The 17989-nt window shown below is 72.7% G+C and carries 13 protein-coding genes and 3 tRNA genes; 8 read left to right on the top strand and 8 right to left on the bottom strand.

What is annotated here, in order from left to right; genetic code table 11:
- Positions 1–57: 57 nt before the first annotated feature.
- The 3 genes from IE251_RS31830 to IE251_RS31820 all read right to left on the bottom strand — a co-directional run bounded on the left by IE251_RS31830 (position 58) and on the right by IE251_RS31820 (position 3939).
- The gene (locus IE251_RS31830; RefSeq protein ID WP_189756422.1) at positions 58–894 is read right to left on the bottom strand and encodes an arylamine N-acetyltransferase family protein; all 837 of its coding nucleotides are present in this window, start codon (positions 892–894) and stop codon (positions 58–60) included.
- A gap of 70 nt (positions 895–964) precedes the next feature.
- Positions 965–3130 (bottom strand): molybdopterin oxidoreductase family protein, encoded by a 2166-nt coding sequence (locus IE251_RS31825; protein WP_189756421.1) that lies wholly within the window; start codon positions 3128–3130, stop codon positions 965–967.
- A 122-nt stretch (positions 3131–3252) separates the two neighbouring features.
- On the bottom strand, positions 3253–3939 hold the full coding sequence (locus tag IE251_RS31820; protein ID WP_189756420.1) for a SanA/YdcF family protein: 687 nt from the start codon (positions 3937–3939) through the stop codon (positions 3253–3255).
- 152 nt (positions 3940–4091) lie between these two features.
- Between IE251_RS31820 and IE251_RS31815 the strand changes: the two genes are divergently transcribed.
- The 5 genes from IE251_RS31815 to IE251_RS31795 all read left to right on the top strand — a co-directional run bounded on the left by IE251_RS31815 (position 4092) and on the right by IE251_RS31795 (position 10960).
- Positions 4092–4880 carry a sirohydrochlorin chelatase gene (locus IE251_RS31815; RefSeq protein WP_189756419.1) on the top strand — a complete coding sequence of 263 codons (789 nt, stop codon included), beginning with the start codon at positions 4092–4094 and terminating at the stop codon, positions 4878–4880.
- Between the two features lie 115 nt (positions 4881–4995).
- Positions 4996–6294, top strand: a complete 1299-nt coding sequence (locus IE251_RS31810; protein WP_189756418.1) for a deoxyguanosinetriphosphate triphosphohydrolase — start codon at positions 4996–4998, stop codon at positions 6292–6294.
- A gap of 104 nt (positions 6295–6398) precedes the next feature.
- On the top strand, positions 6399–7664 hold the full coding sequence (locus tag IE251_RS31805) for an NAD(P)/FAD-dependent oxidoreductase (protein ID WP_189756417.1): 1266 nt from the start codon (positions 6399–6401) through the stop codon (positions 7662–7664).
- 47 nt (positions 7665–7711) lie between these two features.
- Positions 7712–9619: a DNA primase gene (gene dnaG, locus IE251_RS31800; RefSeq protein WP_189756416.1), complete on the top strand. Its 1908-nt coding sequence runs from the start codon at positions 7712–7714 to the stop codon at positions 9617–9619.
- A 198-nt stretch (positions 9620–9817) separates the two neighbouring features.
- A complete protein-coding gene (locus IE251_RS31795) occupies positions 9818–10960 on the top strand; it encodes an RNA polymerase sigma factor (protein ID WP_189756415.1) in 1143 nt (380 codons plus the stop codon).
- 33 nt (positions 10961–10993) lie between these two features.
- On the opposite strand, the gene IE251_RS31790 is transcribed toward IE251_RS31795, so the two are convergent.
- The 4 genes from IE251_RS31790 to IE251_RS31775 form a co-directional block, all read right to left on the bottom strand.
- Entirely contained in the window at positions 10994–12922 is a 1929-nt protein-coding gene (locus IE251_RS31790) for an ABC transporter ATP-binding protein (RefSeq protein ID WP_189756414.1), read from the bottom strand.
- On the bottom strand, positions 12922–14655 hold the full coding sequence (locus tag IE251_RS31785; protein ID WP_189756413.1) for an ABC transporter ATP-binding protein: 1734 nt from the start codon (positions 14653–14655) through the stop codon (positions 12922–12924). The genes IE251_RS31790 and IE251_RS31785 overlap by 1 nt, the downstream gene beginning before the upstream one ends.
- Positions 14656–14806: 151 nt before the next feature.
- Positions 14807–16246, bottom strand: coding sequence for an FGGY family carbohydrate kinase (locus IE251_RS31780; protein WP_189756412.1), 1440 nt, complete (start codon positions 16244–16246; stop codon positions 14807–14809).
- Positions 16247–16338: 92 nt separating this feature from the next.
- Positions 16339–16632: a hypothetical protein gene (locus IE251_RS31775; RefSeq protein ID WP_030777052.1), complete on the bottom strand. Its 294-nt coding sequence runs from the start codon at positions 16630–16632 to the stop codon at positions 16339–16341.
- A 158-nt stretch (positions 16633–16790) separates the two neighbouring features.
- On the opposite strand from IE251_RS31775, the gene IE251_RS31770 reads away from it, so the two are divergent.
- The 3 genes from IE251_RS31770 to IE251_RS31760 all read left to right on the top strand — a co-directional run bounded on the left by IE251_RS31770 (position 16791) and on the right by IE251_RS31760 (position 17196).
- A tRNA-Asn gene (locus tag IE251_RS31770) sits at positions 16791–16863 on the top strand.
- 6 nt (positions 16864–16869) lie between these two features.
- Positions 16870–16942 (top strand) — tRNA-Asn (locus IE251_RS31765).
- A gap of 177 nt (positions 16943–17119) precedes the next feature.
- Positions 17120–17196 (top strand) — tRNA-Ile (locus IE251_RS31760).
- A gap of 191 nt (positions 17197–17387) precedes the next feature.
- Here IE251_RS31760 and IE251_RS31755 read toward each other — a convergent pair.
- Positions 17388–17987, bottom strand: coding sequence for a hypothetical protein (locus IE251_RS31755; RefSeq protein ID WP_229897021.1), 600 nt, complete (start codon positions 17985–17987; stop codon positions 17388–17390).
- Positions 17988–17989: the final 2 nt, after the last annotated feature.

Raw genomic sequence — 17989 nt, 5'->3', positions numbered from 1 at the left:
TCGGTCGGGCTGGGCGCCGCCACCTCCTGGCTCCCGCCGGCCCGCCAAAAGCGACGCTCAGCCCAGCAGCGTCACCCCGGCCGGAACCGCGATCCCGAACAGCTCCTCCACCAGCTGCCGTGCCTCCGTCTCGTTCGCCAGGTCGCGTGACGTGACCGTGCCGTCGGTGTGGGTCTCCGTCAGCAAGGGGCCGGCCAGGGAGAGGTGGCGGCCGTCGGGCAGGGGGCGCTGGAGGTAGGGGCGGCGGGTGAACGGGGAACGGGGGTGGGTGGCGACGAACCAGTTGAACACCTCGAGGTCCGGCGCGCTGAACGGCTCCTGGGTGAAGGCGTACTGGCCGGTCCACTCCCCGGTCCGCCGGTCCCGCGCCTGCAACTCCCACAGTTCCAGCGGCCCTTCGTGCGGCAGCGGCGCCAGCCGGTGCCGGCGTCCGGCGCCCTCGTACTCGGTCCCGGCCACCAGCGGCACCGGCTGCAGCAGCGCCCCGACCGCGCCGAAACCGACGTCGGCCAGGTACGGCCACGGCTCGCCCGCCACCTCCACCCGGAGCATCGCGTGCGTACGCGGCCGGCTCCCGGGCTCCCCCTCGGCGCCCAGCACCACCCGGCCGGCCAGCGGGGTCACCCGGAACCCGAGCGCCTCCAGTGCCAGCCGCAGCAGGGCGTTGTGCTCGTAGCAGTAGCCGCCGCGCCGCCCGCGCACCATCTTCGCCATCAGATCGGCGGGGTCCAGGGAGGGGGCCGAGCCCCGCACCGGGTCCAGGTTCTCGAAGGGCAGTGCCAGCGAATGCGCCAGGTGCACGCCCCGCAAAGTGGCCAGGTCGGCCCGCCGCTCCCCCTTCCAGCCGATCCGGTCCAGGTAGGCGTCGAGGTCGTACCGCTCTTGGTCGGACATACCCCGAACCTACGCGAGCCCGCCCCGCGCCACCGCGTCCCCCCGGCCGAACCGCGCTCCGACCGAGGCCCTACGACCGCGGTACGACCTCCACCCGCACCGCGCACGACTTGAACTCCGGCATCCGGGACGTGGGGTCCAGCGCCGGGTTGGTGAGGGTGTTGGCGCGGCCCTCGCCCGGCCAGTGGAAGGGCATGAAGACGGTGTCCGGGCGGATCGTGTCGGTGATCCGGGCCGGCGCCACGGCCCGGCCGCGCCGCGAGACGACGGCCAGCGGATCCCCCTCGGCCGCGCCCAGTCGGGCCGCGAGCCGGGGGTGCAGCTCCACGAACGGTCCCGGCGCCGCCGCGTTCAGCTCCGCCACGCGCCGGGTCTGCGCCCCCGACTGGTACTGGGACACCACCCGGCCGGTGGTCAGCAACAGCGGGTACTCGGCGTCCGGCTCCTCGGCGGTCGCCCGGTGCGCCACCGCCACGAACCGGGCCCGCCCGTCCGGGGTGGCGAAACGGTCCAGGAAGAGGCGGGGGGTGCCGGGGTGGCGTACGGAGGCGGAGGCGTCGGAGGCCGCCGGAGCCTCGGACACGGCGCTCGAAGCCGCGTCTGCGCCCTCGGCTCCGCTCGTCCCGGCCGGTTCCTCCGGGCAGGGCCAGAAGACGCCGTTCTCCTCGGTCAGGCGGCGGTAGGTGATGCCCGAGTAGTCCGCCGGGCCACCCGCGCTGGCGCGGCGCAGCTCACCGAAGACCTCCTCCGGGTCGGTCGGGAAGCCCTTCTCCACGCCGAGCCGGCCGGCCAGCTCGTGCAGGACGTACAGGTCGCTGTGGACGCCCGGCGGCGGGGCGACCGCCCGGCGGCGCAGCAGCACCCGGCCCTCCAGGCTGGTCGTCGTGCCCGTCTCCTCCGCCCACTGGGTCACCGGCAGCACCACATCCGCCAGCTCCGCCGTCTCCGACAGCACGACGTCGGCCACGGCCAGGAAGTCCAGCGAGCGCAGCCGCTCCTCGACGTGGGCCGCGCGCGGGGCCGACACCACCGGGTTGGAGCCCATGAGCAGCAGCGCCCGTACGTCCGAGCCGAGCGCGTCGAGGAGTTCGTACGCGCTGCGCCCCGGGCCCGGCAGGCTGTCCGGGTCCACGCCCCACACCCCGGCCACGTGCCGTCGCGCCGCCGGGTCGTCCAGCTTGCGGTAGCCGGGCAACTGGTCGGCCTTCTGCCCGTGTTCGCGTCCGCCCTGTCCGTTGCCCTGCCCGGTCAGGCAGCCGTACCCGGACAGCGGGCGCCCCGCCCGGCCGGTCGCCAGGCAGAGGTTGATCCACGCGCCCACCGTGTCCGTGCCCTTGGACTGCTGTTCCGGTCCGCGCGCAGTGAGCACCATCGCCGCCTCGGGCTCGCAGAACATCCGTACGGCCTCGCGCAGCCGGGGCACCGGGACCCCGGTGATCCGCTCCACGTACTCGGGCCAGTGCGCCATCGCCGCGGCCCGGGCCTCCTCCCACCCCGTGGTCCGCTCCCGGATGTACTCCTCGTCCGTCCGTCCCTCGGCCACCACCAGGTGCAACAGGCCGAGGGCGAGGGCCAGGTCGGTGCCGGGGCGGGGCGCGAGGTGCAGGTCCGCCTGCTGTGCCGTCCTCGTCCGGCGCGGGTCGACGACGATCAGCGTGCCGCCGTTCTCCCGCAGCTCGGTGAAGAACCGCAGCGACGGCGGCATGGTCTCGGCCAGGTTGGAGCCGACGAGGATCACACACCCCGTCCTCGGGATGTCCTCCAGCGGGAACGGCAGCCCCCGGTCCAGCCCGAACGCCTTGGTGCCCGCCGCCGCGGCCGACGACATGCAGAACCGGCCGTTGTAGTCGATCTGCGAGGTGCCCAGCGCCACCCGCGCGAACTTGCCGAGCGCGTACGCCTTCTCGTTGGTCAGCCCGCCCCCGCCGAACACGCCGAGCGCGTCCGGACCGTACCGCTCCCGGGTCGCGGCCAGCCGGCCGGCGATCCGGTCCAGCGCCTCGGGCCAGTCCGCCTCCACCAGCCGGCCGCCCTCCCGTACCAGCGGGGTGGTCAGCCGTACGGCCGGGGACAGCACCTCGGCCGCCGTACGGCCCTTGCCGCACAGCGCGCCCCGGTTGACCGGGAAGTCCGCCCGTTCGGTGACCTCGACGCCCCCCTGGGGCAGGGGCGTGATGTTCATCCCGCACTGCAAGGCGCAGTACGGGCAGTGGGTGGGCGTCGAGGTCTTCTCCATGCCGCCCAGCGTGCGTCCGGCGTGTTACGGCCCCGGGGCGCGTCCGGTTACACGCCCGGCACGGCTACCTCCCCGCGCCGCCCGGCCCGCCGTGAGGGAGCCGTCCCCCGGCGACGGAGCCGTCACCGTCCCGCCGCCAGCGCCCGCGTCACCCCCGGCTCCCGGGGTCCGAGGAACCGCGGGTCCGGCCGGAACACCGTGTCCAGCGCCGCCTTGCCCGCCGCGAACAGCTCGCGCGTCCCGCCGTAGTACCAGGTCACGTCGTGCTCGGCGGCCACCCCGACGCCGTACGAGTCCACCCCCGCCGCCTCGCACAGCGCCACCGCCCGCCGGATGTGGAAGTCCTGGCTGATCAGCACCGCCCGGTCCACCCCGAAGATCCGCTTGGCGCGTACGCAGCTGTCCCAGGTGTCGAAGCCCGCGTAGTCGCTGACGATCCGCCGGTCCGGCACGCCGTGTGCCGTGAGATAGGCGCGCATGGCGTCGGGCTCGTCGTAGTCCTCGCGGCTGTTGTCGCCGGTGACGAGGACGACCTCGATCCGGCCCGCCCGGTACAGCGTCACCGCCGCGTCCAGCCGGTGCGCGAGATACGGCGACGGCTTCCCGTGCCACAGTCCCGCCCCGAACACCACCGCGACCTCGGCGCGCGGCACGTCCGCCGTGGTCCGCAGCCGGTCCGCCGTGGACAGGCGCAGCCAGGTCGCCGGCAGCAGCGCCAGCACGCACCCGGCCATCAGGGCCCACAGCAGCCGCCGCTGCCCGGCCCGGGTACGCGGCCATCGCAGCCATCGCGGCCGGCGGTTCCTCATACGATGCCCCCCTGATCGTCCCGACCGGGAAAGACGCCACCCGCACCGGTCCGGTTCGCCTCACACCCCGCCGCCGGCCGGGGTGATGGTACGGAAAATGCCCGTGACGGCCCGGCAACGGGGGCGCAACCTGCGGGGGCCAGGATCCTGCCATGACGGCGTCGATCCCCTCCCGCACCCGCACCCGGCCGGTCTCCGTGCCGGGCGGCGGCCGCCCGGCACCGCCCGCCCTGGTCCTGGTCGCCCACGGCAGCCGCGATCCGCGGGCGCTCGGCACCGTACGGGCCCTGATGGCACGGGTCCGCGCGCTGCGTCCCGGCCTGCCGGTCCGGCTGGGCCACATCGAGCTGAACGAGCCCCTGCTGCCCGACACCCTCGCGGCCCTCGGCGACACGCGTGCCGTCCTCGTCCCGCTGCTCCTCGCCCGGGGCTACCACGTCAAGCAGGACATCCCGGAGCTGGCCGCCGCCGCGCCGGTACGCGCGAGCGTGGCCGCCCCGCTCGGCCCGCACCCGCTGCTCGCCGAGGCCCTGCACGCCCGGCTCACCGAGGCCGGCTGGCCGGCCGCCCTGGACGACACCGCCCGCCGCACGACCGCGGTCGTCCTCGCGGCGGCGGGCTCCCGCGACCCGGACTCGGCCGCGGACACCCGTCGCACGGCCCGCCTCCTGGCCGGCCGCCTGGGCGTCCCTGTCGTCCCCGCGTACGCCTCGGCGGCGGCCCCGACGGTCCCGACGGCCCTGCGCGCCCTGGCGGCCAGGGGCCGGCACCGGGTGGCGGTCGCCTCGTGCTTCACGGCTCCGGGCCGCTTCGCGACGCAGTGCGCCTCCCAGGCACCATGGATCGCCTCGGCGCCGTTGGGCGCCCACGAGGCGATGGCCCGCCTGGTCCTGCACCGTTATGAACAGAGCGTTGCAATACCGTGGTCGTCGGCTGCCTGAGGGGCCCGCGGCCGCACCGCACCTGACTTACGGCCGCACCCCGCACCCGCCCCACAGCCGCACCGCACCCGCCCCGCAACCGGACCCGGCAGGCGATCAGGCTTACTGTCGACCCATGGAAGGCACCGCACTCTCCACCGCACACGACCCGGCGTACGACCCGGCGTACGACCCGGCGTCGGCCGAACGCTGGGCCCCCGAACCCGACAAACGCCCCGGCCGTACCGCCTTCCAGCGCGACCGCGCCCGCATCCTCCACTCCGCCGCCCTGCGCCGCCTGGCCGGCAAGACGCAGGTGGTGACCCCGGGAACCAGGAGCCAGGCGTGGGACGCGAGCCCGCGCACCCGGCTCACCCACTCCCTGGAATGCGCCCAGGTGGGCCGGGAGCTGGGCGCGGCCCTCGGCTGCGACCCTGACCTGGTGGAGGCGGCCTGTCTCGCCCACGACCTCGGTCATCCGCCCTTCGGGCACAACGGCGAGACCGCGCTGAACGAGTTCGCCGACGACTGCGGCGGCTTCGAGGGCAACGCCCAGTCCCTCAGGCTCCTCACCCGCATCGAGCCGAAACGGTTCACCGAGGACCGTTCCGTCGGCCTGAACCTCACCCGCGCCACCCTCGACGCCGCCACCAAGTACCCCTGGCCGCGCGGCGCGCACCCCACCGCGCCCACCTCGCCGAAGTTCGGCGTGTACGACGACGACCGCGACGTGTTCGACTGGGTCCGCGCCCCCGCCCCCGGCACCCGCACCTGCTTCGAGGCACAGGTCATGGACTGGTCGGACGACGTGGCCTACTCGGTGCACGACGTGGAGGACGGACTGCACGCCGGGCACATCGACCCCAACTGCCTGCACGCGGAGCCGGAACGGCGGGCGGTGTTCGAGGTCGCCGTCGGCCGCTACGTCCCCGCCGGCACCGACCCGGCCGAACTCTCCGCCGCGCTGGACCGCCTCCAGGACCAGGAGTGGTGGCCGCACGGCTACGACGGCACGGCCGCCGCCCAGGCCCGGCTGAAGGACGCCACCAGCCAGCTCATCGGCCGGTTCTGCCTGGCCGCCGAGACCGCGACCCGCGCCGCGTACGGCACGGGCCGGCTCACCCGGTACGCCGCCCGGCTGGTCGTACCCCGCGAGACCCGGATGGAGTGCGCGGTGCTCAAGGCGGTCGCGGACCGGTATGTGATGCAGCGCGCCGAGCAGGAGCGGCTGCGCGCCGACCAGCGGGTGATCGTCGCCGAACTGGCGGAGGCGCTGACCGCCCGCGCGCCCGACGGGCTGGACCCCCAGTTCCGCGCGCTGTTCGACGCGGCGGGTGACGACCGGGCGCGCAAGCGGGTGATCGTCGACCAGATCGCCTCCCTCACCGACGCCTCCGCGCTGTCGCTGCACGCGAGACTGACGGGACACCGGTGAGCGGAAAGTGACCGTCCGTGGCCTGATCGGGTCACACCCTCTTCCCGCATCACGCTGCGTGCGGGAGGCTCGCACGTGGCGGCACCCTTACGAGGAGGCATCAAGTGGTCGACGCGGATCAGACATTCGTCATCGTCGGAGGCGGTCTCGCCGGTGCGAAGGCGGCCGAGACGCTCCGGGCGGAGGGTTTCAGCGGACGGGTGATACTGATCTGCGACGAACGCGACCACCCCTACGAGCGCCCGCCGCTGTCCAAGGGCTATCTGCTCGGCAAGGAGGAGCGCGACAGCGTCTTCGTGCACGAGCCCGCCTGGTACGCGCGGCACGACGTCGAACTGCACCTCGGCCAGACCGTGGACCGCATCGACCGCACGGCGAAGACGGTCCGCTTCGGTGACGACGGCACCCTCGTCCGCTACGACAAGCTGCTGCTGGTCACCGGCGCCGAACCGCGCCGCCTGGACATCCCCGGCACCGGCCTGGCGGGCGTCCACCACCTGCGCCGTCTCGCGCACGCCGAGCGCCTCAAGGGCGTGCTCCAGCACCTCGGCCGGGACAACGGGCACCTGGTGATCGCGGGCGCCGGCTGGATCGGGCTGGAGGTCGCGGCGGCGGCCCGGGAGTACGGCGCCGAGGTCACGGTGATCGAACCGGAGCCCACCCCGCTGTACGGCGTCCTCGGGCCGGAGCTGGGCAACGTCTTCGCCCAGCTGCACCGCGAGCACGGCGTCCGCTTCCACTTCGGGGCCCGGCTCACCGAGATCGTCGGACAGGACGGCATGGTCCTCGCGGTACGCACCGACGACGGCGAGGAGCACCCGGCGCACGACGTCCTCGCGGCGATCGGCGCGGCACCCCGGGTGGCGCTCGCCGAGGCGGCCGGACTGGAGATCGCCGACCGGGCGCACGGCGGCGGCATCCTGGTGGACGAGCGGCTGCGCACCTCCGACCCCGACATCCACGCGGCCGGCGACGTGGCGTCCTTCCCGCTCGGGCTGTTCGGCACCCGGCTGCGGGTGGAGCACTGGGCGAACGCCCTGAACGGCGGTCCGGCCGCCGCGCGGGCGATGCTCGGCCGGGACGTCACCTACGACCGGGTGCCGTACTTCTTCACCGACCAGTACGACCTGGGCATGGAGTACAGCGGGTGGGCGCCGCCCGGGACGTACGACGAGGTGGTGATCCGGGGCGACGCGGGCAAGCGGGAGTTCATCGCGTTCTGGGTGCGCGAGGGGCGCGTGCTGGCCGGGATGAACGTGAACGTGTGGGATGTCACAGAGCCGATCCAGAACCTCATCCGTTCCCGGGCCCAGGTGAACGTCGAGGCCCTGTCGGACCCGCACGTGCCGCTCGCCGGGCTCGTCCCGTGACCCCCGAAGGCACCGGGAGCCTCCCCTCACCCCCGTAGAATTCATCCGTGGCAGGACGGATCAACGACGAGGACGTGAAGGCGGTACGGGACGCGGTCCCGATCGACGCCGTGGTCTCCGAGTACCTCCAGCTGCGCAACGCGGGCGGCGGCAACCTCAAGGGCCTGTGCCCGTTCCACGACGAGAAGTCGCCGTCCTTCCAGGTCAGCCCCAGCAAGGGACTCTTCCACTGCTTCGGCTGCCAGGAGGGCGGCGACACCATCACCTTCGTGATGAAGGTGGACCACCTCTCCTTCTCGGAGGCGGTGGAGCGGCTGGCCGCGCAGGCTGGCATCACGCTGCGGTACGAGGAGGGCGGGTACAACCCGGCCCACCAGCGCGGCGAGCGCATCCGCCTGGTCGAGGCGCACAAGATCGCCGCGCAGTGGTACGCCGAGCAGCTGGCCGGCAGCGCCGAGGCCGAGACCGGCCGGATCTTCCTCGCCGAGCGCGGCTTCGACCAGGCCGCCGCCGTGCACTTCGGGGTCGGCTACAGCCCGCAGGGCTGGGACCACCTCACCCGCTATCTGCGCGGCAAGGGCTTCACCGACAAGGAGCTGATCCTCTCCGGGCTGTCCCAGGAGGGCCGCCGGGGCCCCATCGACCGGTTCCGGGGCCGCCTGATGTGGCCGATCCGGGACATCGGCGGCGAGGTCGTCGGCTTCGGCGCCCGCAAGCTGTACGAGGCGGACAACGGGCCGAAGTACCTGAACACGCCCGAGACGGCGATCTACCGCAAGAGCCAGGTGCTGTACGGCATCGACCTGGCGAAGAAGGACATCGTCAAGACCAGCAGCGCGGTGGTGGTCGAGGGCTACACCGACGTCATGGCCTGCCACCTGGCCGGGGTGACGACGGCCATCGCGACCTGCGGCACGGCCTTCGGCGGGGAGCACATCAAGATCCTGCGGCGGCTGCTGATGGACAACCGCAGCTCGCGCGTGATCTTCACCTTCGACGGTGACGCGGCCGGGCAGAAGGCGGCGCTGCGGGCCTTCGAGGACGACCAGAAGTTCGCCGCCGAGACGTACATCGCGATCGCGCCCGACGGCATGGACCCCTGTGACCTGCGGCTGGCCAAGGGCGACGAGGCGGTGGCCGACCTGGTCGAACCGCGCACCCCGCTCTTCGAGTTCGCGCTCCGGCAGATCGTGAGCCGGTACGACCTGGACACCCCGGCCGGCCGGGCCGCCGCGCTGGACGAGGCCGCGCCGGTCGTCGCGAAGATCAAGAACAGCGGCGCACAGCACGAGGTCGCCGTGGAGCTGGCCGGGATGCTGGGCATCCTCGACACCCAGTTCGTGGTCCGCCGGGTCGCCCAGCTGGCCCGCTGGGCACGCGAGGGCGGCAGGGGGCCGCAGCCCGCCGACCGGCGCCGCCCGGACGAGCGGCAGTGGGCCGAGGCACCGCGCCCGGCGACCTCCGGCCCGGCGCTGACCCTGCGCAACCCGGTCTACGCCGCCGAGCGGGAACTGCTCAAACTCGCCCTCCAGCGCCCCGAGTTGGTCTCCCCGGCGTTCGACGCGTACGGCGTGGACGAGTTCACGGCACCGCCCTACGCGGCCGTGCGGCTGGCCATCGCGGAGGCGGGCGGCGCGGAGTACGGCGTGCCCGACCCGCAGGAGTACCTGGTCCGGGTGCGCGAGGCCGCGCCGGACGACACGGTCCGCTCCATGGTCACGGAGCTGGCCGTCGAGCCGATCCTGCGCCGCACGGTGGACGAGACCTACGCCGGCACGGTCCTGGTCCAGATCCGCCGCCGCGCCGTCGAACGCCGCATCCGCGACATCCAGTCCCAGATGACCCGCCTGGCCACCGGCGGCGACCCCGCCCAACTGGCCGCCGTCCAGAACGAACTGTGGGTCCTCCAGCAGTACGACCAGTCCCTGCGGGAACGGGGCGCGGAGGCGCTCTGACGGAATCCGGCCGTCCGCACTTGCCGGTCGCATAGTCCGACGAGCCGCATATCCGCCACGTCACCAGGCGGATGCAAAAAGTCACCGCACGCCCCTCGTGGCGGTGTTGTGTCGTACCCCACACTGGGGGCGGTGCCCGAGCCTCGGAGCGCACGCTGCCGCTCGGCTTCGCAGCGATCATCCTGGAGGTCGCCCCCCGTGCAGACCCGGACCCTCGCCCAGACCGACAGCAGTACCAGCGCCACCCGCACCGGCGGGGACGAGCCGGACGCGGAGACCGGCGTCCTCGTGGCCGTACCCCCGCAGGGCCGGACCGGCCTGGACCCGGAGCCGGCCGCCGAGGAGGAGGCGCCGGACACGGAGGGGCCGGACGAGTCGGACGAGCAGCCGGAGGCCGAGGTCCCGGTCGTCGCGCGGGCGGAGTCCGGCGGGCCCTCGGCCGACCTGTTCCGGCAGTACCTGCGCGAGATCGGCCGTATCCCGCTGCTCACCGCCGCCGAGGAGGTGGAACTCGCCCGCCGGGTCGAGGCCGGCCTCTTCGCGGAGGAGAAGCTGAGCACCACCCCCGACCTGGACAGCGAGCTGGCGCTCGACCTGGACCGGCTCGTCGTCATGGGCCGGATGGCCAAGCGCAGACTCATCGAGGCCAACCTGCGGCTGGTCGTCTCCGTCGCCAAGCGGTACGTCGGCCGCGGACTGACCATGCTCGACCTCGTCCAGGAGGGCAACCTCGGTCTGATCCGGGCCGTGGAGAAGTTCGACTACGCCCGCGGCTACAAGTTCTCCACCTACGCCACCTGGTGGATCCGCCAGGCCATGTCCCGGGCGCTGGCCGACCAGGCCCGCACCATACGCGTGCCGGTGCACGTGGTGGAGCTGATCAACCGGGTCGTCCGGGTGCAGCGGCGGATGCTCCAGGAACGCGGCTGTGAACCCACCGCGGAAGAGGTCGGCGCCCATCTCGACCTGACGCCCGAGCGGGTCCGCGAGGTGCTGCGCCTCGCCCAGGAACCGGTGTCGCTGCACGCCCCGGTCGGCGAGGAGGACGAGGTCGCCCTCGGCGACCTCATCGAGGACGGCGACGCCACGAGCCCTGTGGAGTCGGCCGCCTTCCTGCTGCTGCGCGAGCACCTGGACGCGGTGCTGTCCACCCTGGGGGAGCGCGAGCGGAAGGTCGTACAACTGCGCTACGGCCTGGCCGACGGGCGCCCGCGCACGCTGGAGGAGATCGGCCGGCTGTTCGGCGTGACCCGGGAGCGGATCCGCCAGATCGAGTCCAAGACCCTCGGCAAACTCCGCGACCACGCCTTCGCGGAGCAGCTGAGGGGCTATCTGGACTGAAGGGGCCGCCGCCGGGCGACGGCCCCCCAGGCCCTAGTCCACCTCGGCCACGGCCTGCGCGAACTGCGCCTCGTACAGCCGGGCGTACGCCCCGCCGGCCGCCAGCAGCTCGGCGTGCGCGCCCTGTTCGACGATCGACCCGTTCTCCATCACCAGGATGGTGTCCGCGTCCCGGATCGTCGACAGCCGGTGCGCGATCACGAACGACGTACGGCCCGACGCCAGTTTGGCCATCGCCTTCTGGATCAGCACCTCCGTGCGCGTGTCCACGGAGCTGGTCGCCTCGTCCAGCACCAGGATCACCGGGTCGGACAGGAACGCCCGCGCGATGGTGATCAGCTGCTTCTCACCGGCGCTGACGCCCGTGCCCTCGTCGTCGATCACGGTGTCGTAGCCGTCGGGGAGGGTGCGGATGAACCGGTCCGCGTGGGCCGCCCGCGCCGCCTCCTCGATCTCCCCGCGCGTCACCTCGCGCGCGGCGCCGTACGCGATGTTCTCCGCGATGGTGCCGCCGAACAGCCAGGTGTCCTGGAGCACCATGCCGATGCCGGAGCGCAGTTCGTCCCGGGTCATGCTCCGGATGTCCACCCCGTCCAGGGTGATCCGGCCGCCCGAGACGTCGTAGAACCGCATGAGCAGGTTGACCAGCGTGGTCTTGCCCGCGCCGGTCGGGCCGACGATCGCCACCGTGTGCCCCGGCTCCACCGTCAGCGACAGGTCCTCGATCAGCGGCTTCTCGGGGTCGTACCGGAACGACACGTGCTCCAGGCACACCCGACCGCGCAGCTCGGCCGGCCGCTCGCCCGGCACCGGGTCCGCCTCCTGCTCCTCCGCGTCCAGCAGCTCGAAGATCCGCTCGGCGGAGGCCACGCCGGACTGCACCAGGTTCGCCATCGAGGCGACCTGCGTCAGCGGCATGGAGAACTGCCGCGAGTACTGTATGAACGCCTGCACGTCACCGATCGACAGGGCGCCGGAGGCGACCCGCAGCCCGCCGACGACCGCCACCAGCACATAGTTCAGGTTCGACACGAACATCATCAGCGGCTGCATGACGCCGCTGTTGAACTGCGCCTTGAACCCGGCCTCGTACAGCGCGTCGTTCTGCTCGGCGAACTGCTTCGCCGACTCCTCCTGCCGCCCGAACACCTTCACCAGGGTGTGCCCGGTGTACATCTCCTCGATGTGCGCGTTGAGCTTGCCGGTGGTGCGCCACTGCTGCACGAAGTGCGGCTGCGACCGCTTGCCGACCCGGGTGGCGACCACGAACGACAGCGGGACGGTGACGAGGGCCACCAGCGCCAGGATCCAGGAGACCCAGAACATCATCACCAGCACGCCGACGATGGTCAGCAACGAGTTGATCAGCTGGCCCATCGACTGCTGGAGGGTCTGCCCGATGTTGTCGATGTCGTTCGTCGCCCGGGACAGCACCTCACCGCGCTGGCGCTTGTCGAAGTACGACAGCGGCAGCCGCGACAGCTTGGCCTGCACGTCCTCCCGCATCCGGTACATCGTGCGGTTCACGGCCCGGTTGACCAGCCGGGTGGCGACCGCCATCAGCAGGCCCGCGACGAGGAAGGTGCCGAGGGCGAGCAGCAGCACATGCCCCACGGCGGTGAAGTCGATGCCCTTGCCGGGGGTGAAGTCGGTGCTCTTCAGCATGTCCGCGACCCGGCCCTCGCCGCGCTCGCGCATGGAGTCGAGCACCTGCTCCTTGGTGGCGCCGTGCGGCATCTGCCGGCCGATGAGGCCGGCGAAGACCAGGTCGGTGGCGCGGCCGAGGATCTTCGGGCCGACCACGCTCAGGCCCACGCTGACGACCACGCACAGCAGCAGCGCGTAGATCGTCAGCCGCTCCGGCCGGAACCGTGCGATGAGCCGTTTGCCCGACCCCTTGAAGTCCATCGAGCGCTGGTCGGGGCCGCCCCCGGCCATCATGCGTCCCATGGGCCCGGCCATCAGGCGGCCTCCGCTTCCGTCAGCTGGGAGAGCACGATCTCCCGGTAGGTCTCGTTGGATGCCATCAGCTCGGCGTGCCGGCCGGAGCCGACCACCCGGCCCTCGTCCAGCACGATGATCCGGTCCGCGTCCCGGATGGTCGACACCCGCTGGGCGACGATCACCACGGTGGCCTCGGCGGTCTCCCGGGCCAGCGCGGCGCGCAGGGCGGCGTCGGTGGCGTAGTCGAGCGCGGAGAAGGAGTCGTCGAAGAGGTAGATCTCCGGGCGCTGCACCAGCGTGCGGGCGATGGCGAGCCGCTGCCGCTGACCGCCGGAGACATTGGTGCCTCCTTGCGCGATCGGCGCGTCCAGGCCGCCCTCCAGCTTGGTCACGAAGTCCTTGGCCTGTGCCACCTCCAGCGCGTGCCACAGCTCCTCGTCGGTGGCGTCCGGATTGCCGTAGCGAAGGTTGCCGGCGACCGTGCCGGCGAACAGGTACGGCTTCTGCGGGACGAGCCCGACGGTCTTCGCGAGCAGCACCGGGTCGATCTCGCGCACGTCCACGCCGCCCACCAGCACCTCGCCGTCGGTGGCGTCGAACAGCCGGGGGACGAGCCCGAGCAGCGTCGACTTGCCGCTGCCGGTGGAGCCGATCACGGCCGTGGTCCGGCCCGGCCGGGCCACGAGGTCGATGGACTTCAGCACCGGCTCCTCGGCCCCCGGATAGCCGAAGCCCGCGCCCCGGAGCTCCAGGTGCCCGTGGGAGCGCAGCCCGGCGACGGGGGCCGCCGGCGGCACGACGCTGGACTCGGTGTCCAGCACCTCCTGGATGCGCTCGGCGCAGACCTCCGCGCGCGGCACCATCATGAACATGAAGGTGGCCATCACCACGGACATGACGATCTGCATCAGATAGGCGAGGAACGCGGTGAGGTCGCCGATGGCCATCCCGCCGCTGTCGATGCGGTGCGCGCCGAACCACACCACCGCGATGGACGACAGGTTCACCACCGTCATCACGATCGGGAACATCAGGGCCAGCAGCCGGCCGGTGGCCAGCTGCATCTCGGTCAGCTCCGTGTTGGCCTTGCCGAACCGCTCCTGCTCGTAGGAGTCCCGGACGAAGGCGCGGATCACCCGGTTGCCGCTGATCTGCTCGCGCAGCACCCGGTTGACCGTGTCCAGCCGGTCCTGCATCGACCGGAACAGCGGGCGCAGCCGGCGGACGATCAGGGTCACACTGACCCCGAGCACCGGCACGACCGCGATCAGCACGGTGGACAGCGGCACGTCCAGGCCGAGCGCCAGCACGATGCCGCCCACGCACATGATGGGCGCCGACACCATCAGGGTGAACGTCATCAGGACCAGCATCTGGACCTGCTGGACGTCGTTCGTCGTACGGGTGATGAGGGAGGGCGCCCCGAAGTGACCCACCTCACGCGCGGAGAAGGACTGCACCCGGTCGAAGACGGCACCGCGCACGTCCCGGCCGAGCGCGGAGGCGGTCCGGGCGCCGTAGTACACGGCCCCGATGTTGCACACGACCTGCGCCAGCGAGATGCCGATCATCAGGGCGCCGAAGGACAGGATGTAGTCCGTGTCGCCCTTCACGACACCGTTGTCGATGATGTCGGCGTTCAGGGTGGGCAGGTAGAGGGTCGCGCAGGTCTGGAGGAACTGGAACGCCACCAGGAGGGCGATGGGTTTCTTGTAGGGCCTGAGATAGGTCCGTAGAAGTCGTATGAGCACGCTACGTCTCTCGGAGTCGGCGACAGGGGCTGGTCGGTTGCCCTTGGCCCCTATCGTCGGACACTCCACCCGCGTTACCTCAACTGATTAACCCGAAGGTCTCTCCTCTACTGGCCGGGGGTTTCGGGAAGTTAACGCCTACTGTGCTCCCTTACGGGCGAAACGCCCCCGGATGGGTCTGCTCCCGTACCGCGGTGAACTGCTGCCGCACCGCCTGACCCACGGCCAGTTCCTCGCCCGGCTCCAGCACCTGCGCCGCCGCGCCCTGCCAGGCCGGCGGGGTACGCGGATCGAGGGCACCCTGCGACACCCCGAGCGCCCAGGCCGCCTGCCGGGCCGCGCCGATCGCCGCGTAGTCCGCCGGCTGCGGTACGACGACCTGCGCGCCGAACAGCGACGGCGCCGATGCCTGCACGGCGGGCAGCTCGGCGGCCGCGCCCAGCAGGAAGATCCGGCGCACCTCCACGCCCCGCCCGCGCAGCACGTCCAGCGCGTCCGCCAGCCCGCACAGCATGCCCTCGAAGGCGGCCCGCGCCAGGTGCTCGGGCTTCATCGACTCGCGCCGCAGCCCCGCGAGGGTGCCCGCGGTGTGCGGCAGGTTCGGCGTCCGCTCGCCCTCCAGGTACGGCAGCAGCACCAGCCCGTGCGCCCCCGGAGTGGACTTCATCGCCAGGTCCGACAGGCTCTCCAGATCCGGCAGGCCGAGCAGTTCGGCGGTGCCGCGCAGGGCCCGTACGGCGTTCAGCGTGGTGACCACCGGCAGGTACATGCCGGTGGCGTCGGCGAGCGAGGTGATCATCCCGGACTGGTCGGCGAGCGCCTCCGGGTGCACGGCCATCACCGAACCGGAGGCCCCGAGCGACACCACCACGTCCCCGAGGCCCAGGCCCAGCCCGAACGCGGCGGCCATGGTCTCCCCGGTGCCGGCCGAGATCAGCAGCCCCTCCGGGGTGGTGCCGGCCGCCTCCGAGGGGCCGATCACCTCCGGCAGCACCGCCTGGTGGCCGAGCGCCAGCTCGACCAGGTCGGGGCGCCAGGCGCCGGTGGCCGCCGACCAGTACCCGGTGCCGGAGGCCCCGCCGCGGTCGGTGGTGCGCCGCAGGGGCCGGCCGAGCAGCTGCCAGACCAGCCAGTCGTGGGCCTGGAGCAGGACGGCGGTGCGCTGGGCGTTCTCCGGCTCGTTCTTCGCCAGCCAGCGCAGCTTGGTGACCGACTGGGCGGCCTGCGGCACACAGCCGACCGCCTGCGCCCAGGCCTCCCGGCCGCCGAGCGCGTCCACCAGGTCGGCGGCGGCGACCTGCGCGCGCTTGTCGCCGCCGACCAGGGCCGGGCGGACGGTGTTGCCCTGGGCGTCCAGCGGGACCAGGGCGTTCTGCTGGGCCGAGACCCCGATGGCCTGCACCCCCTCCAGCAGACCGCCGCCGGCCGCCTCGCCGAGGGAGAGCAGCCAGGCCTGCGGGTCGATGTCGCTGGGCCGGCCCTCCACCGGGTGCGGGGCGTACCCCTGTCGTAGTACGGCACCGGTGTCCGTGTCGCAGACCACGATGCGTGTGAACTCCGGTGAGCTGTCCAAGCCGGCGACTATCCCCATGCGGACGATTTTGCCGTACCGCCGCGCCCGGCTCGGCCGAGGGCACCCAAGGAGGAGGGGGTGCCCGCCGCGGCGCGGGCGCGGGCCGGGGGTCAGGTGGTGCTGGTGCCCCAGTCGTCCTCGCGGGTGCCGTGGCCGTTGCGCTCCCGCAGCGAGCGGACCCGGTGGGCCACCGACTCGGGGATGCGGTCGCCGACCGTGTGGAAGGCCTTGCCCGCGTAGACGCGGCCCTGCTGGGCGGCGGTCTCGGCGGTGTTGCGGACCGCGGGGTTCTGCGCGATCTGCCGGGCCGACTTCTTCAGCTGTTCGTAGCGCTCGCGTCCGGCCTTCGTGCCGAGTACGTAACCGAGGGCCAGTCCGGCGAGGAACGTGAGCCGGTAGCGCATGGCTGCCACCCTTCCCGTGCGTAGGTATCTGGTGCGGCGCTGGCGCCGAGGGTACCGATTGGCGGAGCACCCCCCTGCTTGCGCTAATGTATGTGTCGCAGCGAGCAACCGCCCCCTGGCGAATACCCAGGAAGGTACGTTCGATGCAATCGAGGCGATCCTCCGTAGCTCAATTGGCAGAGCAGCCGGCTGTTAACCGGCAGGTTACTGGTTCGAGTCCAGTCGGGGGAGCTTCGGTCCTCCGTAGCTCAATTGGCAGAGCAGCCGGCTGTTAACCGGCAGGTTACTGGTTCGAGTCCAGTCGGGGGAGCGCTGAACGAGGACCCCTCAGGGGTCCTTTTTCATGTCCCCGGGAACCGTCGCGCCCGCGGCGGTGTCCTCAAGGTCATGAGCGGCAGCGTGGAAGCCGACCAGCCGAGGCAGCAGATCGTATGAGCGGCTATGCTGCGGCAGACGGCGCGCACACTTGTACGCGACACGCCGCTATGGGGCGGTAGCTCAGCCGGTTAGAGCAGCGGACTCATAATCCGTCGGCCGTGGGTTCGAGTCCCACCCGCCCCACCACTCGCTACGCGGGCAGAAACGATGCGACCTGCGGCAACGAAGGAACGGCGGCCGCCACGCCGAAACGGCGGCCACCGTTCACCCTGCCGGGCCAGGATCCAGGGACCCTCCAGGGTCCCGGAGGGCGCGGCTCGGGCCCCCGGGGTAGTCCCATCTCGCTCACGCGGCCCGGGCCGACGGTCGCCGCACGCTCAGCCGGCCGAAGTGTTCCGTGCCGCCTCGCGTGCTTCGGTGAGGGCCCGCTGCCTGAGGGTGCCGCCGAACAGCTGGATCGTGGTGGCGGCCAGGACGTCGTCCCCGCCGATGGTCCGGCGGTCCCCCCTGCGGGTGGACAGGGACAGGAGGGGGTCCTTGAGGAGCGGGGGCGGGGCAGGTTCGCCCGGCGTCACCAGGTGGACCGAACCGAAACGCTTGATCCCGCCCTCGCGGACGACCATGGCCGCGTCCCGGGCGAGGTCCGTCAGGAACACGCTCGCGATTCCGTCCAGGTCGCGGACCAGCGCCGGGACGGCCCTCGCACCCCGGTTCCGCAGCAGCTTCCGCACCCCGGCCTCGAACCGGTGGGCGCCGGCCACGGCACTCGGTCTGCGCGGCCCGCGGCGCTCATGGGAAGGCACGATGGCACCCTCGGCGTCGTACAGGACACCGGTCAGACCCCGGAACGTCGGGCTGTGGTCGTACCACTTGGCCCCCACCTCGACTTCGACGTTCCGGTCGATCGCCGAGAGGAGGTCCCCGGGGACCAGCTTCTTCCGGGCTTCCTCCGCCGCCGCTCTCCTCGCGCCGTCGATGA

Source organism: Streptomyces eurythermus (assembly GCF_014649115.1).
Taxonomy (GTDB): Bacteria; Actinomycetota; Actinomycetes; order Streptomycetales; family Streptomycetaceae; genus Streptomyces; species Streptomyces eurythermus.
This window is presented reverse-complemented; position numbering and strand designations above follow the sequence as displayed.